The organism is Pseudovibrio sp. FO-BEG1 (genome assembly GCF_000236645.1).
GTDB lineage: Bacteria > Pseudomonadota > Alphaproteobacteria > Rhizobiales > Stappiaceae > Pseudovibrio.
Window position 1 is genome coordinate 2,102,855 of the sequence record NC_016642.1, and the last position, 20,128, is coordinate 2,122,982.

The following is a 20,128-nucleotide window of genomic DNA, read 5'->3' on the forward strand; positions in this document are numbered from 1 at the left end:
GAGCGGTAATGAAAAGTCTGGCATTTGTTTTCTCTGTAATTGTTTTTGTTACTACACCGGCATTTTCGAGTAATATTGTGATTGGTGATGGTAATTGTGTAGATAACAAAATAATTATTGAACAATATGGACAGGAATATGAAGGTGGTATTTATTTAGAGTGTTTACCTCCAAAACCGGAGGACTCATTTAGGGTTAGATACTTTTGGTTAGATATTGATACATACACAATTATTAAGGAAGGTGCGGGAGTTGAAAAAATAAAGAAGCTTGTGGGCTCCTCTCCCAAGATATGGTCGAATTCAGTTGCTAAGGAAATCAATTCGATAACTAAACAGTTCTCCGTGCCTTATACTCGTTATCATCCAAAAACTCATTTTGAGGGCGGCTTGGCAGTACGTTCGCTAGGAGGCAAGCAAAGTGAAGCTGGGAGTCATCTTTTCTATGCTGAACCTGATGATGATGGAGACAACGCTTATCTAAACAATATTCCCATATTCTTAGGGCAAGAGCCACTCATTTGGCCTGATCCTGATGCTTATCAAACTGTTTTCTCTAGTAAACAATGGCCAGGTGGTTGGAACAGTTATTACTCATTTAAAGACTATGGGAGAATTAGAAACCACAGAGTTGACAAAGCTACGGCCGATCTAGCTGCTTTGTCGTGTGTTAGTATGTCTAAAGCAATCAGCAAGCAAGAGTTCGATGCATATTGGTCAACAGTATCTCGTCTTGCTAATATATATCTGCAGGAGAGTAGATACAATCGTCTGATTAAGGAGAATTACCGCTACAATAGCGTGATTGCTATTGAAGATTTTGATTCCATTAATGAGTCTTTCAATGCGATAAGTTATTTTACTTCCTTGAGTTGGCCTGACGACTTCTTGATTAAAAAATTATCGCTAGATTTGTATCCAGATACTGATGAACCTTGTTTCTCTGGGGCATCTGGATTGATTATTATGGCTGTACCTCGCAAAGTTTTTGTGCTTGTCGCTTCTATAGAGGCAATGGGACCTTCGTTAAAAATTAAGGGTGTGGAATACATAGCTGACAGCCATGCTGGGCTAAGGAACAATCTTGCTTACAATGAAAAGAGGCAGGAAGAGATAAACATACCTGCTTTAAAAAGAAATGAGACTCTAATAATCCCGCTGCGCATAGAGTTAAGATACGATTTGGATACTCCATTTCTTGAAGATCCGAAATTTAAAAAGAGCTTACAGAAACCGCTTCTGGTGCAGGAGCAGGTTAACGGGTTTCCGAGTGATATAATTTTTGAGGCTGAAAATAGTGCTTTTAACGTAATTAAAGCACCTGAAGCTTATCGCCCACCAGGGCGCACGCCTGTCACGCAGACTTACTATTTTAAAGAGGCTCTAAAACTGAACCAACTTCAAGTAGCGGAAACATATTATCCAGTTCGTGAGACGCCGAAACATGCTTTGTTTACTGAAGCGGGGTTTGATGCAGGCTCGTGTCCATTTGTTTACTTTACCAATGCTCACGGTAAAAAGGTATTGCATGGACGAATTTTGAGAAATGCTACTGATGAAAGTAAGGAGTTAACCGAAAAAGTTAACTTTCCAAGGGGTACGCGATCATTTGAACTTGTTGAGAAGGAGCCTGAGATTTCATTTATAAAAACAATCAAATTAGTCACAAAAAAAGAAAATTTGCTGGTTGCTCAGGATTTAATTTTGAAGCCTGGGCAAGTGCTTTCATTTGACATTCCGGAGAAGTTTCACAGCGATGAAGTTGTCGTCGAGTTTACGGGATACTATGTAGACATCTCAAAGGTTAATTAACTGATGAGTATCTTAGTGAGCAAATCTACCAAGTAGAATAATCCCCTTCCCTTAACGGAATACGCGGATACCCTTATCTTAGTTAATGAGAATGTGCTCATAAATTACAAAATGGGGGATGAATTTTGCGTTTTTGTACCGGCTGGTCGGTTGAAATCGATATTTTCTTCCCGTTAGGCGGGAATTTTTCACCAAAAATTTTCGTGATTACCATAGGTAACCCACTATCTCACGCAATAAGTCATTGATATATAGCAAAAAACTTTGAAATAGTTCTATTGTACATGTATTCCCTATGCATGCTGAGGATGTAAGCTAAATCATAATAAAAATCATGGTGGGAGGCTAACCATGGAAACAATGACGAATATCCTAGGCGAAATTAATTCTATCGTTTGGGGCCCTGTGATGCTTATAGCCATTCTCGGGGTTGGACTTTTCCTCCAGATCGGACTCAAACTAATGCCCATCTTTAAGTTGGGCACGGGCTTTAGCCTGCTCTGGAAAGGTCGACAAGGCGCAGGTGGTGGCGAAATCAGCCCCTTCAATGCGCTGATGACTTCTCTTTCAGCAACAATCGGGACCGGTAACATCGCAGGCGTAGCGACTGCAGTGTTCCTCGGCGGACCTGGCGCACTCTTCTGGATGTGGATGACCGCTCTTGTGGGCATGGCCACCAAGTATGCAGAAGCCGTTTGTGCGGTGAAATACCGTGAGCGTGACAACGCTGGCAACTATGTTGGCGGTCCAATGTACTACATCAAAAACGGTCTGGGCCGTAAGTGGTACTGGCTTGCTCCAACCTTTGCCGCGTTTGGCGCAGTTGCTGCGTTCGGCATCGGCAACGGCGTACAGGCCAACAGTGTTGCGAACGTTCTGAACGAGAACTTCGCTATTCCGGCACAGGCAACCGCAGTTATTCTGATGGTGCTGACCGCTGCAGTTATTCTGGGAGGGGTAACTCGCATTGGTAACGTTGCTGGTAAGCTGGTTCCATTCATGGCTGTTGCTTACATTACTGCTGGTCTGGTTGTTCTGATCCTGAACATCGATTCCATCGGTTCTGCTCTGCAGCTGGTCTTCGCTCAGGCATTCACCTCAACTGCTGCTGAAGGTGGCTTTGCTGGGGCTGCTGTGTGGGCGGCTATCCGCTTTGGTGTTGCGCGCGGCGTCTTCTCCAACGAAGCTGGTCTGGGTTCTGCACCAATCGCTCACGCGGTTGCTGAAACCAAGAGCCCTGTAAACCAGGGTCTGATCGCGATGCTCGGCACGTTCATCGACACCATCATCGTATGTACCATCACTGGTCTTGCGATTGTGGCATCTGGCGTGTGGACTTCCGGTTCCTCCGGTGCAGCGCTCACTTCTCTGGCATTCGAAACATCTCTGCCGGGCGTTGGTGGTTACATCATCGCGATCTCACTCTCCGTGTTCGCGTTCACCACCATCCTGGGCTGGAGCTTCTACGGTGAGAAGTGCATTGGCTTCTTCTTCGGCCCTCGTGCTCTGAAGCCATACCGCATCCTCTGGGTTGCTGCGATCTACTTCGGTGCGACTGCAGAGCTCAGCTTCATCTGGCTGTTGGCTGATACGCTCAACGCAATGATGGCTATTCCAAACCTCATCGCGCTGGCACTTCTCAGCCCGATTGTCTTCAAGCTGACCAAGGAGTTCTTCTCCGAAGACGGCGAACCAGAAGGCGCAGAAGAAGCACCTGCTGAATAACAGAAAACACAGTTTTCAAGAAAATGGCCCGGTTCATCGCCGGGCCATTTTTGTGTGTGCAGATGGATGGGGTGCTGCATGATAATTGAGGGCGCAGGCCAACTCACTGCATTTTCTGCGCAGTCCTGTTGTGGTGGTTTCTGAATGCCAATAGGATCAGAGCCAGCTTTGATTATGGAGTGGCGAACCCGCAGAATTACTGTAGTGGGGCATTCATGAAAACAGCAATAGTCTTTGATTGTGAGTTCCTTATAGCCGAAGGGGCTCAGCGCAGATTCTGGTGTGGTCCGTATGATCCTGACCCGGTTATCGCCCAGATTGGAGCGGTAAAATTATCGCTTGATGGCAGCTTTGAGTTTGTCGATACGTTCAGAGTTCATATCAATCCAGTCGATCGCTATGGCGACAGGTACAAGCTTGATCCGTTCTTCTGCAAGCTCACGGGAATCACCCAAGAGACGATTGATAGCGAAGGCATTTCATTGCAGGAGGCCAACGATCAGCTGAACGCGTTTGCCGATGGCGCCACGCTCTGGTCCTGGGGCAAAGATGAGCTGAACATGATGGCGATCAGCTGCTATATCGCTGGCATCCAGCCCTCCATACCCGCGCATCAGTTTGACAATGCCTGCAAGCTCATGCTCGCAGCAGGCATGCCTTACGAGGATATCAAACGGACTCGCAGTAATGATCTTGCAGATTACTTCGAGCTGGAACATCCTCCCTTAAGAGGACACGACGCCTTAGACGATGCTCTCTCCGTCGCCTACGTCATTCAGCACCTTCTGAGGAACAAGCGACTTTCGCCGGCTGAACTCGAGCGCGGTGGCGTTGCACTGGAAGGTTTAGCTTAGGTGATATGTGATCCCTGCCAATCCTTGAGGCAGGGACCAGATAGGTTCTACTTCCACCATGCATCTGGGGAGGTGTAGGCGTCGTAAGTGTTGTTGTTCCGCTCCCATTGATACTGGGCGGAATCGTAGGCAGACATGGACTCCAGCTTAGCGTCCGGATTGGTTTTCTGCGCATCAAACAGGTCTTCATGAGCTTTAGTCAGCAGGCTGACGACCGGGTCATCAGAGAAAAGATCACTTTCCTTGCCATTTGAAAGCCGTTTGTAATTGGCCTGTGCACTCGCCTTGTTGACCGCCCACTCGAAGGTTGCCTTTTCTTCCTCTGAGCTTTCCTTTTCAAGATACTCCAGAAGCGACAGGTAGTTATCAGCAGTTGGCTCTGCATCCGGATCGCCCTTGTTGAGGGCTTCTTCCAGCTGCTCTTCCATCACGAGCTCAGCGGCTTTGATCTCTTCTTTAGAGAAGTAACCGTTGTCGTTGCTAGCGATCTGAAAGAGCGTAGCGCGATCAAACTTCAGATCGTCAAAGATCTCTTTGCGAAACGCCTCGATGTCGTCCTTGTACTTGGCAGAAGTGGTGTCCAGATCGCCATAGCGCTCAGTCAGTTTTGCCCGTGCATCAACGGCATTGTCCGGCATGGATGTCACGTCCACCTTGGTGGAGTTCTTCTCTGAATCATCATCCTTCGGTTGCGCGATTTGTGTCGCGCGCGCCGCGAATGATGTGGTGCCACTGCTCACAAACTTGGCGACGCTGTAATTGGAAATGCTGTAGGAGGACCCGCCTCCACCGAAAATGCTCACAATCACTATCCTTTAAAAATCAATTGGCGTGATGCTAGCCGCCGAAACCTGCGCAGCGCTTGCTGTTGAGGTACGTGCTATCACCTGATTTCAGTTGTGAGTGTGATGCGTTCTGGCAGGCCTAATCGGCTATCTCAAAAACTTCGCCGGAATTCAGATCTTTGATCATGTCAATCGCCTCTCCGCTCCAGTGGTAACTGAAATGACGCGCCTGAACAGGGGCTTCAATCACATCCGGATAGAAGGCCGCGATACACATACCGCCTTCATCGCGCACGCTGGGGTAAAGAATGCCGTCGCCACCATCTTCCAGCAGTTTGCGCGCGAAATTCTGAGAGGCGGAGTAATCATCGGGGTGCAGAAGCACATCAAAGCGGGGATCTGTAACGTCCGCGAGTTTTGCATCCACACTGCCAATCAGCTCACGCATCTGCGCAATCCAGCCGGGAGCCTCCTGTGTGGCAGCATAAAAGTTTCCGGTGTGGTGGACGGTCTCAAAGAGCGCAGTTTCAAAGGACTTGGCTGCGTAAAACGCGCCATAGGTTCCATCATGAAAGCGCCCTGCTCTGTCTGGAGAAGCATGGGTGAACGGAGCCATCAGGTAAGACGCGCCAGTCCCACTCACACGGCGCTCTACGGGCACAAGATCCAGATTGCCTATGGTCACTGCTAGGCGTGGGTTTGTGCGGCTTTCAGCAGCGGCCAGCAACTCCCAGTCTGCCGGATCAGCAATGTCTTCAAACAAATCTATGGGTGGGTAAGCCGAGTTGACCAGACGATAATATTGGGGCCAACTGACATGTGTTTCTGGAGCTTTCAGGTCCGTCTCCACCAGAGTTAACGTGGTCACCAGTTGCCTCGCTGCGCATCAAGATATCTGCGCACGCGCATCAAATCAGTCAATTGCCCGCCCAGCATAATCTCAAGAGCAGTTTTTCCGCCGAAATCCGTGTTAGGCCGCTTCACCCAGCCATATCCGCGGTTCGGATCGCTGAACAACAAACGCAGGGCTTTATGAATGCCGAGAAGGTTGGAAAGGCGCGCGGCAAGGTCAACACTCACGCGGCCATAATGCTTGGTCTTCCAGCGTTGATAGGTACGCTTGGCAATGTCGCCCAGCAACAAGGTGGCTTGCTCATCAGTCAACTGCCAGCGATCAAACAGGTTGATCACGGCCCGCTGCATGGCATGGACCTCTTCCTCCGTGAACTTAGGTCCACCAGGCGCTAAAGGCTGCTCAATCTTTCGAAGACTAGGCATTGTCCCTCTCATCCAACCAACAAAACACTGGAAGTGCCATATGTCATTATATTATGATTATAGCGCCAAATGTCAAGGTTTTGGACGTGTTTTCGCGCGAATGACGATCTGCGACAAAACCCTGAGTGGTAGTTTATTCAAGTACATCCTACTATACGCAATATCTAATATAAGCGTGGATGACCAAGCGTCCGCCTTGATGTGTGACGCCTGCAACTATAATTATCGATAAAAATACGAATAATTACAGTTGGGGTGGGGCCGTGACTTTTAAATCTCGCAGTTTGAGCAGTGTTTCCGTATGCGCGCTCGTTTTAAGCAGTGTTTTGGTCGTACCAGCCGCGGCGCAGACGGTGAATATTACCGTACCCAACAGCGCTCCCAATGATGCATCTCTGAATACTCAGGTCATCACAGGACCTCTTTCTAACTACTCAGGGGAACTGCAGGTCGAAGTCGTTGGCGGTGAAGCCTCCGGTGCAGGAGCGACAGCGGAAGTAACAATACGCGGTGTTCGCTACGATATCACCGGAGACAATACGGGCAATATCTCGGTTGATGTCCGCGGCGGAAGTGCGGATAGCAGTACCGGTGCAAATTCAGGTGCAACCGCTGCGATTACAATTGATGGTGTTGAAGGCACTCTGGAAAAGGACAATCTCGGAGCAATTTCTGTCAAAGGCACCAGTCAAAATGCCGTCACATCGGGTAGTGGTAAAGCCAGTGTAAAGGTGAATGTGAAGGCCATTGATGACCGACTGATAGGCGACAATCTGGGGACACTCTCCAGTTTTGCTCAGGCGGGTACTGCCACAGCTCTTGGCAGCGGCAATGCAGATGCAAGCGTCGAAGGTTTTGGCACCTACCTCAGTATTAAGAGCGACAACGTAGGTACCATCAAAGCAGAAGGCTACGCCGGAACCGCGAAAACAGGCACAGGCATCGCCTACGCAGATGCTGACATTACGGGCATTGATGAAGATCTGGAAGGCGAGAATAAGGGCCTGATCGACATTATTTCAAAAGGTGGGCAGGCCACCTCTGAAAGCGCAGGAAATGTTGATGTATATGCCCTGGCCATTGGTGTGAAAGGGTATGCGGACGCGAACAGTGGTTCCATTCTTGTTCTTGCCGACAACAGAAATGCCAGTGCGATCACAGCAAGTGGAGAAGCCAAGGCAGCGGCTGATGCCTATGGCCTTTATGGAGACCTTCAGACAAGCAACACCGGTTTGATTGATGTGGTCGCAAGAGCTGGCCTGTCAAAAACCGATGGCAGTGCCACTGCAAACTCTAAGGCGCTGGCAGTCGGTGTGAATGGTTCCATTGATGCGAATAGCGGTTCTATTCTTGTCGATGCTGACAACCGAACTGTCACGGCAAAATCCGCTGGAGGAGAAGCCAATGCCGCAGCTGATGCCTTTGGCGTTCAGGGAAACCTACAGGCTGAGAATACGGGCCGGATAAATGTGTTTGCAAGCGCCGGTCAGTCTGAGACTGTTGGCAACGGAACCGCGAACTCGGCAACACTTGCAGCTGGTGTAAAGGGGTACATTGGAGCGAACAGCGGCCTCATTTTTGTGAGGGCTGCCGGAGAAGGTGCAAAAGCAACCTCGGAAAACGGATATGTCGATGCATCTGCGATCGCGTCCGGCACAAAAGCTAACCTGAATGGCGAAAATTCGGGTGAGATTGATGTAATCGCGCGTGCCGGAGCCGCTTCTGGTCTTCGTGCGAATGCGAACGCAACTGCGTTTGGCGTTGAAAATACGCTCCAAGGCACCAACTCAGGTGTCATCCGTATTGAAGCGCTTGCTGGAACTGCAGAGAGTGATGGAACCACCGGCGACGGGGCTGATGCAATTGCCAGTGCTGTGGGCGTCAATAATTACATAAGAGGCAGCAATAGTGGCACTGTATATGCACGCGGTGTTGCCGGAAAAGCAACGGCTAAAGGAGCACTTTCAGCTGAGGCCACGGCAAATGTGTATGCCGTCAACAATGGGGTGGAAGGAGAGAACTCAGGCTCTCTGATTGCCCTCGGATATGGCGGCACAGCTGAAGCTAAAGGGAGCGGGAACGCATCTTCCTATACTCGTGTCATGGGCCTCTTTGGCCGCATTGAGGGTTCTAATACAGGAACCGTTTTCGCTGAGACTCGAGGCGGAACCGCAATAGCGCACGGTTCAGGCAGTGCCAGTGCCTCAGCAGAGGCTATCGGTGTCTACCTTGGCATCAGAGATACTGGCGCAGGTGAGCAGCCCGATAATCTGGGTGTTGTCAGGGCACTCGGTACTGGTGGAACCGCGAGTTCTGTTGGTGGCCCAGCTTATGGCTACGCAGATGTAACGGGTCTTGATGGCTCGCTTGGCGGTGAGAATAAGGGGCTGATCGAAGCGCTGGCGGTTGGAAAGTCAGCAAAAACGCAAGCGAATAAGACCGCCAATGCAGAAGGCCTTGCTGTCGGGGTCAAAGGAGATGCCGAAGCGAACACCGGAACCATTTTTGTGCGTGCCACTGGCGGTAAGGCTGAGAGCGGTGATGCTGCTCAAGCCAATGGTGGCGCACGCGCTTTCGGTATCGGCTATGTCGAAGGCACAACGCGCTACGGCATCGAAGGTGATTTTACCAACTCAAACCTCATTGATGTAAAGGCGGTTGCTGGCACTGCAAATGGTGTTCAGGACAAAGCCATTGCGTATGGTGTGGTGCTCAAGGGTGACGCAACGCTCGACAACAGCGGTTTGATCCTGGCATCGGCGACCGGTGGTGCGGGGTCTGAAACCTATCAGGTGCATGCCGGATCCAATGCGTTGACTGTGACCTCCTACGGTATTCTCTTCCAGGACGATATGGAGGAAAACTTCGGCGGTACCATTCAAGCTGATGATCCGGCCAAGGTGACCTTCGACAGTGCGACACTTCACGTCCATCATTCCAACAGCACAAAGGTCAATGAGGCCTATGTAGTGCCGGATCTTGTTGCCGGTAAGGACGTACAGCAGTTCACCGCGCTCAATGCAGATGGCATTGTTGGCTATGGTTGGAGTGCTGAAGCGGTGGAGAGTAGCTGGAACACCAAGGATCAGCAGATCATCTTCAGATACGCGCCGAAGGTTTCCAGCCCACAGTTGGTTGCGCAGCAGCAGCGCGGCGTGATTGATGCGACGCAGCGCGTTGGTGCACGGTTGCTGAATGATCTGATGCTTGGGCAGGAAGCTGCCGAGAGTGAAGGCCTGCTGCTTTCCTATGACGGACAGCCGACATCAGACGCTGCAAAGGCTGTTGCGGATATGGCAGGTGTGAAACAGCCGGTTGAGCAGTACGGTGTGTTTTACGCAGCTCCTCTGCATCTTTACCAGAGCAACGGTTTTGAGGAGCTTGGTTACTCTGCCCACACAACTGGCGTTCTGACGGGCTACAACCGTGTCATTTCTCCTGAACTGATTATCGGCGCCAACGCTTTTTATGGACACAGCGCGCTGGAGTTTGATGGTGTTTATGATCAGGCCAAGGAGAGCGTGAACACCTACGGGTTTGGCGTTCAGGGCGCGTACCGTATGGATGGTGTGCTCTTTAGTGCGCAAAGCACCTTCTATCACACAAGCAACACCTACAAGGACAGCTCTGTTCAAGCCAAAGAAAGCTACACCAGTCAGAACCTGCTGACCCGTGTCGCAGCACAATACATCTGGGAGCATGGCAACAACACCTTCACACCGGAAGTTGGCCTCAGCCATCTCTGGCACTCCCGTGGGGCATTCTCTGTAGATAATCAGAACGCACCGGATGTTCGCTATGATGCGGTCAGCAACCACCAGTTCTCCGTGGATGCGTCCCTTGGCTGGACGGGCACCTACGAGTTCGAAGAGGGTGAGTTGAAGGCCAACGTTCGCGCTGGCCTGCGTCAGATCCTCGGTGATGGTGGCTTTGAAGATATCCTGCGGTCCGGCGCAAACGGTGTCGTATACGTGACCAATGACGTGGACCAGACACTGGCCCGCGTTTCAGCCTCACTGGACTACACCAAAGGCAACTTCGGGGCATCTGTTGGCGTCCTTGGCGAGTACGGCGAAGACACAACTGACACAGCCTTCTTCGGCCGCATGTCCTACAAGTTCTGATCACTACAAACAGATTGCATGCTGGAGCTTGGCTTGGGGCTCCAGCATGCGGCTGGGGAAAGGCTAAACGCGACTGCCCGGGCCTGTTCCGCCAGCGGTGTGGTCCGGCTATGAAAGCCTACCGGTTTAGTGGGAATGTTCGGAGGGTTTGGTCAGGTGCACGCCGGGGGCTGGGCGTTTCAGGTCGTGGCTGTTCTGGCCCTCGGCTGGGATTTCGACCCATGCGTTCTCGCCATCAGCGCATTCCTGTGTGGTTTTGAAGTAGAGCGTTTGGCCGGGAGCCAGCGTTTTGTGCAGTTTGCCGCGGAAGACGAACTCGTCGTAGTGCTCGTGCTGCAGAGTGCCGGTCCAGGTGATCTGCCTGACGCCTTCCTTGAGGGTTCTGCCGTAGTATTCGTAGCTCTTGGCATACGGGCCGGTTTGGGTTTCCAGTTTCCATCCCGCTTTGGGCATCGGTTTGACGGACACCACGCCTTCAGGAATTTCAACGCGTACCTTGAGTGTTGGCTGGCCGTCGCAGCCGTGGCCAATGCGGATCACGCCCTTGTAGGTGCTGCCGACCTCCGCCTCTTTCTGTTCCAGCGTTGCGTGCGCAAAAGCGCCGGAGGAAGCGGCGATCATGGTGAGTGAGAGGAGGGATAAACTAAGCTTTTTCATAGAGTTACTTTCAGTGTGAATGGTGTGCTCTGACAGAGAAACGGCACAGGAAGGCTCAGGCACGCAGTCCTCAGTCAGGCCAACTGCGCGCTGTTTGCTTCTTGCGAAGGGGGAACCGTCAGAAGCTAATCAATTGTTTTTATTGGCTCTCAGCTTCGGCTTATGTCTTTGAGGCGACGTATTTGGCTCCTTTGCGGCCTGTGGCGAGGTAGAGCGGTAGTGAGGGAGAAAACAGGTACTTGCCAAAGAGCGCCATGAGTTTGCCAGCCTTTTCAGGTGAACCCACGTTGAACACCGGATTGGGCGCGAATTGCAGTACCTGTTGTTCAATGTGGTGGGCAACGTCTTTGCCATAAACATCCTGCACCGCTCTCAAGGCCACCTCATAGGAGCCGATGGCCGGGCCTGCGCTGTAGAACTTGCCGTCATAAGCCACTTCGGTGCCGCTTGATTTGGCGCCCAGCTTATCCAGCAGCGGGGTGTGGTGATAGTTGGAGGTGGCGGTTCTGCCGTTCAGCAGACCAGCAGTGGCATAAACCAGCGTGCCTGCACATACGGAGATCATGCCTTTGGCATTTGGCTCCTGCCGACGGATAAAATCCAATAACTGCTTATCTTTCAGCAGAAACGGTTGTGTAGCGCCCATGATGACAAAATCAACTTGTGGGCAGTCTTCAAAGCTGGTGGTTGGCACCACCTTTGGACCAAGAAGACATTGCACCGGTGTTTTATCATGGGAGACCACATGAAGTGTTGAGTTGGGGAACGCACTCAACACCTCCACCGCCCCCAGGTAGTCTGGCAAATAACAACCTGAGGGCAGTGCCATTGCGATGGTTGGAGCATCGCAATCTGCCAGATCCACCAGCCTGCTTGGCGTGTGGGCGGTGTACTGGCAGTGGGGATCGTATTCCAGTGTCAGCTCTGCAAATCTGGCAAAGCGGGTGCCGCGTAGTTTCTCCAGCACCATGAAGGCGGCTTCGATCATGCCGGTGGAATGGCCTGCGGTGTGGAACTTGCCATCCACCATAGCTCTGCGCTCAAACACCGGCTTTGCGCCGTATTCTGCCAGCAGTGCAGTACCATGATCATCCGCTGTTGCCGCTTTACTCTCCAACACATCCGCCTTGGCAAGGGCAACGACACCGCCACTGGATGCCACAACGTGCGAAACACGGGCGCATTGATCTGTCAGAAAGGCATGAAGTGCCGGATCATCCTGAGCTGCCTCAGGAATATCAGGAATGACCAACACATCCAGCGGGGTGCGGTCCTGAAAGTCGGCATTGGGCACAAGGGTCATGCCATGTTGGCCGGTTACAGGTGTTTTGGAAGGCGCGATGATTGAGCTTCGGTTGAGTGGATGACAGCCCAGAACAGCCTGCATTTCGCCAAGTTCGGATTCGTTGAACCCGGGCATTGCGATATAACCGACACGGTAGCGTTTCATGGGTACTCTCCTTTTCCCTTAACCGGACGCATCCGACCAAAGATTCTTGTCACTCAATTTTGACAAGTTATATAAAAAATGTAAAAAGAGTCAAATGGCATCGATGATCAACTACAAGCCCGTGGTCGAGCTGCTCAGTCACTACGGGATTCAGAAAGCGACCATGGGTAATCTGGCAGAGGCTGTCGGGTGCACTCGGCAGACGCTGTACAACCGGTTCAAGACCAAGGACCGGGTGCGCGACTGGGCGCTGCTGGAGTATATGACCGAGGTGAACGACACCGCGATTGCCGTGTTGGATAACGCGCCAGCAGAGGTGCCGCTAGATTCTGTGCTGGAAGCGTTTGACCGTTGGGGTGGTGATCATGTGCCCATGGTGCGTCAATCACCACATGGGACCGAGATACTGGAAGGCGGCATGCAGCTGATGGCTTCCAGCATGGAAACGCCCATCGACCGCTTCGAGCAACGCTTAGAAAAATTCATCGAAAGCAGGCATCTCTCCCCTACCCCGGCGAAGACAACCATGGTGTTGGTGATGGCGGCCAAGGGGGTGTTTGTCTCCTGCTCAGACGCGCAAGACTACTCGGAAAAAATGGAGGCCGTGGTCAAAGTTCTGCTGGGAGTAATGCAGACCGCGTGATCAGCTCTGATTTCACATAGGAACGCACAAAAACCCAAAAGAACGCAAACCAACGCACATAACAACGCAAAGAGAAATGGCGAACTTTATACCCCTCCTGAAAGCGGCATAAAAAAAGCCGATGCAGAGCATAAGTCTGCACCGGCTTTGGAACTTTGTAGGTTTGCTGTGTTAGCGCAGGCGGGCCAGAACGGCGTTGGCAGCGGCTTCTGAGGACGCCGGGTTCTGACCGGAGATGAGATTGCCATCTTCCAGAATGAAGGAACCCCAGTCTGGGCCTTTCTCGTAGAGTGCGCCTTTTTCCTGCAAGGCATCTTCCACCAGCAGTGGTACAACATCAGTCAGTTGAACAGCGTCTTCTTCCGTGTTGGAAAAGCCGGTGACCTTTTTGCCTTTCACCAGTGCAGAGCCATCCGCAGCCTTGACGTTGACCAGAGCAGCGGACGCATGACAGACGACACCAACGGGTTTGCTCGCTGAGTTCAACTGTTCAATCAATGAGATAGAGGCAGCATTGTCCACCAGATCCCAAAGCGGGCCGTGACCGCCCGGATAGAATACGGCATCAAATGCATCAGCGGAAACGCTCTCCAGCTTCACAGTGTTTGCCAGAGCTTCATTGGCGGCGCTGTCTGCCTTGAAGCGATCGGTAGCCGGTGTCTGGAAGTCTGGCAGGTCGCTTTTTGGGTCCAGCGGTGGCTGGCCACCTGCAGGAGAGGCCAGAGTGATTGTCGCGCCAGCGTCTTTGAAGACGTAATAAGGTGCCGCGAGTTCTTCCAGCCAGAAGCCGGTTTTCTCGCCTGTGTTGCCCAGCTTGTCGTGGGATGTGAGGACCATTAGCACGTTCATTGTGATCTACCTTTCAGCAGGCATAGGGGGAGTAGTCACCAGTGCCCGAAGGCACTGATGTTGGTGTTGTTTTTGTTGTTCTTGTTTAGAGGTTAGTCGCCGACTTTTACGACAACTTTGCCGAAGTTCTTCCCTTCGAGGAGGCCCATGAATGCGTCCGGGGCATTCTCCAAACCATCTACCATTTGCTCGCGGTACTTCACTTTACCCTGCGCGATCCACTGCTGCATATCCGCTGCGAACTTAGGGTAAAGATTTGGGAAACTGTCGAAGATGATGAAGCCCTGCATGCGGATCTTTTTGACCAGCAAAGTGCCCATCAGCATGCCGATCCGGTCCGGACCATCCGGCAGGCTTGTTGCGTTGTACTGGGAGATCAGGCCGCACAGCGGAATACGTGCATGTGGGTTGAGCAGCGGCAGAACCGCATCAAACACAGCACCGCCAACGTTTTCAAAATAAACGTCAATTCCGTCCGGGCACGCGTCTTTCAGGTCCTGCGCAAAGGTCGGGGAGTTGCGGTCGAGGCAAACATCAAAGCCCAGATTGTCTACGGCGTGCTTGCACTTTTCAGCGCCGCCCGCGATGCCAACAACACGGCAGCCCTTGATCTTGCCGATCTGGCCAACGGTTGCGCCAACAGGGCCGGTTGCTGCTGCAACAGCAATGGTTTCACCCTCTTTCGGTTCGCCGATTTCCAGAAGACCTGCATAGGCTGTGAAGCCCGGCATGCCCATAATGCCAAGCGCCCACGATGGCATTGCTGGCTCTTTGCCGAGGTTGAACACCATCTCGCCATTGGAAATTGAGTAGTCCTGCCAACCACCCAGGCTCACCACCCAGTCGCCTTCTGCAAAGCCCTTCAGGTTGGATTTCACCACCACAGACACAGTGCCGCCCACCATTGGAGCGCCAATCTCCACCGGGTCAGCATAGGATTTGGCATCACTCATGCGGCCACGCATGTAAGGGTCGAGCGAGAGATAAACCGTACGCAGCAGCATCTCGCCCTCACCCTGCGTTGGGATCGCAGCATCTTCCAGGCGGAAATTCTGAGATGTCGGAGCCCCGACAGGACGTTCCGCCAGCACAATCTGGCGGTTTACTTCTGTATTCTGCGGCATTTCAGGTTCCTCAATTAATGATAGTAATGCTTTGTTTTTATTGATTTTATGAGTTCAATTTGGTGAACACGCGCACATCCACATTGCCACAAATGGCGTTGGAGTACGGGCAAAGCGTATGGGCTGTGTGGATCACATCCTCAGCCTGCTCACGGGTGAGACCGGAGAACTCAAGATGCAGATCAATGTCTAGCACAAAACCGCCTTCGTCCTTCTCGATGACATTGCCTTCGGCACGCACCTCGACGGTGTTGAGCGGATATTCCTTATGGCCGGAGACCATTTTCAGGGAGTGTTCAAAGCAGGAGGCATAGCCCACGGCAAAGAGCTCCTCCGGCGTTACACCTGGCCCCTCCACTCCTGGCGGGGTCACTCGAATTTTCGCAGCTTCGTCGCTCAACGTCGGGCTACCGGAGCGTCCGTTCTCTGCTTTAGTGTCTGATTCATAGAAGACTTTCATATCTTCACCTTAGATTTTGGACTGGCGTTTGGTTCTTACGGGTTGATGGCGTTATGCAGCAGGCAGCATGATTTCAGTGACCTCCAGTGCTTTCTGGAGTGGTGTTTTTTCTCTTGTGACCTTCCCGATGAGGCTGGCACCCAGCCACATCTGGTAGAGCATCTGTGCTGTCATTCTTGCATTCAGTTTTGGAGCGATGGATCCTTCCTGAACACCCGCTTCGATAACGTCTCCAAGACGCCGTTCGACTTGTGCGGTCATTCGGGCCAGCAGTTCTCTCATATCTTCAGAAATGTCTGCGATCTCGGCGCTCAGCTTCACGATCAAGCAGTGCTTGGATGCATCCTCTGAATGCTGGTAGTTCTCCCAGAGGTGCCAGTACTGGAACAGCTTTTCTCGCATGTTCAGCGCGTCTGTTTCAAACAGCGCGTCCAAGCCCTTCATATACTCATCTAGGTATTGCTGAACCAATACGCAACCGAAGTGCTCTTTGGATTCGAAGTAATGATAAAACGAGCCTTTCGGAACTCCGGCAGTTTTCAGCAGTACGCTCAGGCCCATGCTGGAAAAACCCTGCTCTGCTATCAACTTACGACCGGTTTCCAAGATGTGTTGACGGGTGGCTTCACTCTTCTTCATCTTCATAAGGAGTGTTTTAATTAAAAATAGACCGGTCGTCTAGTACCCTTCGCATTATCCCTGATGACGTCTCTTCACATTGACTTCATGACGGGAAATGTCAGGCGGGGATAAGCCTGAGGTTGTGCGTGCTGATGGCTTGGGCCGGGGCGCAGTTATGCCCGCAGCCCCTCTTCCATGATCGCCCACGAGTTGTCGAAGCGCTGCTCAAAGTCAGTAGACTCCTCCAACCGCGAAATGATCAGCGTACCTTCCACAAGCGCGATGATGGCTTCCACCACATCCTGCTCGTTCTTCTTCTTGATGGTTCCCTGCTCAATGCCTTCTCGCACCAGCTTGGCAAGGCGGGCTTTGATCTGCCCGAAGAACCGGCGCAGAACCACCTTGGCCACGTTGTGGCGATAGAACTCAAACCAGATCGCGGTGATAACCTTATGAGTTCGCAGGAAAATCAGCGATGTCTTGCAGATGTAGTAGATCTGTTGCAGCTGTGTGGCATCAGGGTCTTCATGCCCCTCCAGCTGCATGCGCAGGTCGTCTTCATAGGTGGTGATGTACTCCGCGAGCACTTCATCCTTGGTTGGAAAGATGCTCGTGACGTCCTTAACCTTCAGGCCGGCGTTGGCTGCGATATCTGCGTAAGTGGTTTCAAAATAACCGAATTTTTCAAAGCAGCAGATTGCGGCTTCCAGAATTGCTGACTTGGAGACTGGGGCTGGAGAGTTCTCTGAATACCCTGCATGGGTGCTGTCCGTGTCACTCATAACCTGCCTCTTTTCCACGTCTACGCCTGCTACTTTTGTGTGTGAGCAAGCAGTCTGATTAGAAACCCATGATGGAACAACACTTTGCCAAGATGATGGTAAATCGGCATCTATGAATTCTGATAAAGATCGAGCGCTTGCTGAATTCGGCTGTTTTAATAATGAGTTACGTAGTGCTCAAGTCGGTCTTTTACATATTACGCTACGCGCTTGAACACGCTTGTCTGGAATTTTTGCTGGTTTTTCTTCGGCGTAATATGGGTGTGTTCCTGCGTTGCAATCTGCTCAAAAACACCCGGCGCAAGTGCTTCCAGTTTCTCGTTTAGGGACTGGGAAGAATAGCGCTGCACAGGAAGGCCGGAACACTTCTCCGGTCCATCTTCGGCAAAGGTGGAAATGATGGCAATACCACCAACAGGAACGGACTTAACCAACGCATCTATATAGGCTTTTTGGTCCTGTTCGTTGGTGAGGAAGTGAAAGACCGCACGGTCATGCCAAACCTGATAGGTGCTCTCTGGCGACCACTTGGTAACGTCTGCTGCGATCCACTCCACATCATCGGCCACGCCGCCCAGACGCTCTTTCCCGGCTTCCAGCACCACTGAGGAGATGTCCAGAACTGCAAGCGGGCCATAGCCTGCGGCATGCAAAATGCTCGTCAGCTTGGAGGCGCCACCGCCCACATCAATAAAGCTCTGGCCCAGCTTGAGATAGCTGATAACGAGTTGATAAGACAGCGTTGGCTGGTTTTCATACCATGTCAGCTGCTCTTCCTGGCGGGCATCATACACCGCGTTCCAATGTGCAACTTTCTCGTTCATCTCGGGCCTCGCCTTTGCAACAGGGCATATATGGGAGTAGCCGGCTAAGAAAGCAATATATAATTTAGATAATTCTAATCTACAATCAATGTATTGCGGTCATTACCCAGCGTCTTCCTTCTGTCTGCTAGGAGTTTAAGCGATTTTGCTTTGTCTCTGCAGTCACGTTTTTACGATGCGGACAAGCCCATGTTGCCTGTTAAAGGCATTTTTCCAGTCAACGGGCGATCTTATGCGCCAATAACGGTGCGCAGAACCAAGGATCGATACATGCCTGAGCGGAAGAAACTTGAGAGCAATCTGGACAAGGTGGAAGTGCGGCAGGTGGAGTTTGAGTGCCACGGCGAGAAGCTGCACGGGGATCTCTATCTTCCTAAGAAACGACCACCTTTTGGCAAACTTCCCGGCGTTGTGGTGACGGGCGCATGGACTTCCGTGAAGGAGCAAATGTCCGGACTTTATGCCTCAGAACTGGCCATGCGCGGGTTTGTAGCGCTTGCTTTTGACTTCCGCGGCTGGGGGCTTTCCGCTCATGATGGCAAGACCAAATATCTGGAGGACCCGGCCCGCAAAACGGACGACATCCGCGCGGCGATCGACTTCATGGGCCGCTGTCCGGATGTGGACCCCGACAGGATCTGCGGCCTCGGCATCTGTGCATCTGCGGGGTATATGAGTGCAGCTACTGGCGGAAACAGGCACGTGCATTCGCTGGCCTTGGTCGCGCCGTGGCTGCATAATTCCGAAATTGTTTCAGAGGTTTACGGTGGCGCGGAAGGCGTCAGCGAATTGCTCAAGGTCGGTCGGGATGCTCTGACCCACGAAGAACCTCGCTACATCGTAGCAGCCAGCAAAGTGGATGACACGGCACTGATGTTCGATGTGGAGTACTACACCGAGGAAGATCGCGGCCTGATCCCTGAATTCGATAACAAATTCAACCTGGCCTCCTGGGAAGCATGGCTGACGTTTGATGGTGTGCACACTGCTGAGAAGCAGAACCAGCCAACCCTGATCGTGCACAGCGAGGCAGCGGCCATCCCGAAAGGCGCAAGGGAGTTTGCACGGCGGATGGGCGACAGAGCGACGACGCTTTGGTTTGAGGATGTGACGCAGTTTGACTTCTACGATAAGGCCCAACCCATTGATCGCGCATTGGAAGCTGTAGCCGAGCACTTCCTTTCAACGATGTGAGCAGGATCTTCCATGAGTGACCCCTCCGAACTTGAACTGGCCAAGGATGTCGCCGCCATAACCTCGGTTATTGAAGGCGTGGTCAACTGTTTTGATCGGGGGGATTATGAGAGCCTTGCCACGCTCTACAGTGATCATGTGGAGATGGATTACAGCTCCTTGTTCGGCGGCACCGCGCATAAGAAGACACGGGAGCAGCAGCTGATGGACTGGGCTGGTTTGCTGCCGGGTTTCGATCTTGTTCGTCATTCCCTTGCTGACTTCAACGTACGCATTGAGGAAGGCATCGCGATCACCACTTGCTCTGTGGTTGGGCAGCTTTATCTGGGTGAGAAGGTTTGGGAGGTGGAAGGCCTCTACCAGTTCCGCTTGCACAAACGCAGCAACCACTGGCGCATCTTCAAGCAACGCTTTGTTTTGAAAACAGAAAACGGCAATGGAGACATTGTAGAGGCAGCGAAAGACCGCGCAAAAGGTCACCCTCCTCCGTTCGTAAAACGCCGCAAGGCACAGGCTGCTGTTGTTCGGTTTTTAAAGGCCCTGGAAAACAAGGATATGGACGCACTGGCAGACGTTTGGTCAGAAAAAGCCGTGCAGGATATGCCTTACTCACCCGATGGTTTTCCTGATGTGGTGGAAGGTAAGAACAACCTCATCAAACACTACAGCGCTTGGCCGGAGAATGCGGGAGAAGCGGATTTCACCTCCAACCTCAAGTTCTACCCCATGATGTCGCCGGAATGGGTGTTTGCGGAGTTTACTGGAGAAGTGGAGATTCTGACGACTGGGCGGGAGTACAATCAGATCTATGGCGGTTTGTTCCACGTGCCCCATGGCAAAATTCAGTATTACCGTGAGTACTTTAATCCTGAACCCTTCCGCTTTGCCTATGACATTGAAGAGGGAAAAGAGCCGGATAGCTTCCCAACCAGTGAACCTTGATGATA

At 51.9% G+C, this 20,128-nt stretch carries 18 protein-coding genes; 7 read left to right on the forward strand and 11 right to left on the reverse strand.

Annotation, left to right across the window (positions count from 1 at the left end):
- The first annotated feature begins 8 nt into the window (after nucleotides 1–8).
- The 3 genes from PSE_RS09555 (at nucleotide 9) to PSE_RS09565 (ending at nucleotide 4,390) form a co-directional block, all read left to right on the forward strand.
- Nucleotides 9–1,811: a hypothetical protein gene (locus PSE_RS09555; RefSeq protein WP_014284650.1), complete on the forward strand. Its 1,803-nt coding sequence runs from the start codon at nucleotides 9–11 to the stop codon at nucleotides 1,809–1,811.
- 408 nt (nucleotides 1,812–2,219) lie between these two features.
- Nucleotides 2,220–3,536: a sodium:alanine symporter family protein gene (locus PSE_RS09560; protein ID WP_244271882.1), complete on the forward strand. Its 1,317-nt coding sequence runs from the start codon at nucleotides 2,220–2,222 to the stop codon at nucleotides 3,534–3,536.
- 215 nt (nucleotides 3,537–3,751) lie between these two features.
- A complete protein-coding gene (locus PSE_RS09565; protein WP_014284652.1) occupies nucleotides 3,752–4,390 on the forward strand; it encodes a 3'-5' exonuclease in 639 nt (212 codons plus the stop codon).
- Between the two features lie 47 nt (nucleotides 4,391–4,437).
- On the opposite strand, the gene PSE_RS09570 is transcribed toward PSE_RS09565, so the two are convergent.
- The 3 genes from PSE_RS09570 to PSE_RS09580 all read right to left on the reverse strand — a co-directional run bounded on the left by PSE_RS09570 (nucleotide 4,438) and on the right by PSE_RS09580 (nucleotide 6,378).
- Nucleotides 4,438–5,193, reverse strand: coding sequence for a hypothetical protein (locus tag PSE_RS09570; protein ID WP_148266121.1), 756 nt, complete (start codon nucleotides 5,191–5,193; stop codon nucleotides 4,438–4,440).
- A 121-nt stretch (nucleotides 5,194–5,314) separates the two neighbouring features.
- Nucleotides 5,315–6,043, reverse strand: coding sequence for an RES family NAD+ phosphorylase (locus PSE_RS09575; protein WP_148266122.1), 729 nt, complete (start codon nucleotides 6,041–6,043; stop codon nucleotides 5,315–5,317).
- Complete coding sequence (locus PSE_RS09580; RefSeq protein ID WP_008548976.1) at nucleotides 6,040–6,378, reverse strand: MbcA/ParS/Xre antitoxin family protein; 339 nt, start codon at nucleotides 6,376–6,378, stop codon at nucleotides 6,040–6,042. Before PSE_RS09580 ends, PSE_RS09575 begins: the two co-directional genes overlap by 4 nt.
- A 428-nt stretch (nucleotides 6,379–6,806) precedes the next feature.
- On the opposite strand from PSE_RS09580, the gene PSE_RS09585 reads away from it, so the two are divergent.
- Nucleotides 6,807–10,577, forward strand: a complete 3,771-nt coding sequence (locus PSE_RS09585; RefSeq protein WP_014284655.1) for an autotransporter domain-containing protein — start codon at nucleotides 6,807–6,809, stop codon at nucleotides 10,575–10,577.
- Nucleotides 10,578–10,703: 126 nt separating this feature from the next.
- Here PSE_RS09585 and PSE_RS09590 read toward each other — a convergent pair whose 3' ends face one another.
- Nucleotides 10,704–11,234, reverse strand: a complete 531-nt coding sequence (locus tag PSE_RS09590; protein ID WP_014284656.1) for a YcnI family protein — start codon at nucleotides 11,232–11,234, stop codon at nucleotides 10,704–10,706.
- Between the two features lie 160 nt (nucleotides 11,235–11,394).
- Nucleotides 11,395–12,684 (reverse strand): DJ-1/PfpI family protein, encoded by a 1,290-nt coding sequence (locus tag PSE_RS09595; protein ID WP_014284657.1) that lies wholly within the window; start codon nucleotides 12,682–12,684, stop codon nucleotides 11,395–11,397.
- Between the two features lie 94 nt (nucleotides 12,685–12,778).
- Between PSE_RS09595 and PSE_RS09600 the strand changes: the two genes are divergently transcribed.
- Nucleotides 12,779–13,327 carry a TetR/AcrR family transcriptional regulator gene (locus PSE_RS09600; protein WP_208998131.1) on the forward strand — a complete coding sequence of 183 codons (549 nt, stop codon included), beginning with the start codon at nucleotides 12,779–12,781 and terminating at the stop codon, nucleotides 13,325–13,327.
- Nucleotides 13,328–13,498: 171 nt separating this feature from the next.
- Here the strand turns inward: PSE_RS09600 and PSE_RS09605 are convergent, their stop codons facing one another.
- The 6 genes from PSE_RS09605 to PSE_RS09630 form a co-directional block, all read right to left on the reverse strand.
- On the reverse strand, nucleotides 13,499–14,176 hold the full coding sequence (locus PSE_RS09605) for a type 1 glutamine amidotransferase domain-containing protein (RefSeq protein ID WP_041768242.1): 678 nt from the start codon (nucleotides 14,174–14,176) through the stop codon (nucleotides 13,499–13,501).
- A gap of 92 nt (nucleotides 14,177–14,268) precedes the next feature.
- Entirely contained in the window at nucleotides 14,269–15,300 is a 1,032-nt protein-coding gene (locus PSE_RS09610) for an NADP-dependent oxidoreductase (protein WP_014284660.1), read from the reverse strand.
- Nucleotides 15,301–15,346: 46 nt separating this feature from the next.
- Nucleotides 15,347–15,760, reverse strand: coding sequence for an Ohr family peroxiredoxin (locus tag PSE_RS09615; protein WP_041768244.1), 414 nt, complete (start codon nucleotides 15,758–15,760; stop codon nucleotides 15,347–15,349).
- 51 nt (nucleotides 15,761–15,811) lie between these two features.
- Complete coding sequence (locus PSE_RS09620; protein WP_014284662.1) at nucleotides 15,812–16,405, reverse strand: TetR/AcrR family transcriptional regulator; 594 nt, start codon at nucleotides 16,403–16,405, stop codon at nucleotides 15,812–15,814.
- Between the two features lie 149 nt (nucleotides 16,406–16,554).
- The gene (locus PSE_RS09625) at nucleotides 16,555–17,163 is read right to left on the reverse strand and encodes a TetR/AcrR family transcriptional regulator (RefSeq protein ID WP_008549459.1); all 609 of its coding nucleotides are present in this window, start codon (nucleotides 17,161–17,163) and stop codon (nucleotides 16,555–16,557) included.
- A 197-nt stretch (nucleotides 17,164–17,360) separates the two neighbouring features.
- On the reverse strand, nucleotides 17,361–17,987 hold the full coding sequence (locus PSE_RS09630; RefSeq protein ID WP_014284664.1) for a trans-aconitate 2-methyltransferase: 627 nt from the start codon (nucleotides 17,985–17,987) through the stop codon (nucleotides 17,361–17,363).
- 270 nt (nucleotides 17,988–18,257) lie between these two features.
- Here PSE_RS09630 and PSE_RS09635 point away from each other — a divergent pair, with 270 nt between their 5' ends.
- Together PSE_RS09635 and PSE_RS09640 are read left to right on the forward strand one after the other, a co-directional pair.
- Complete coding sequence (locus tag PSE_RS09635) at nucleotides 18,258–19,181, forward strand: alpha/beta hydrolase (protein ID WP_014284665.1); 924 nt, start codon at nucleotides 18,258–18,260, stop codon at nucleotides 19,179–19,181.
- Between the two features lie 12 nt (nucleotides 19,182–19,193).
- Nucleotides 19,194–20,123, forward strand: a complete 930-nt coding sequence (locus PSE_RS09640) for a nuclear transport factor 2 family protein (RefSeq protein WP_014284666.1) — start codon at nucleotides 19,194–19,196, stop codon at nucleotides 20,121–20,123.
- The last annotated feature ends 5 nt before the right edge of the window (nucleotides 20,124–20,128 follow it).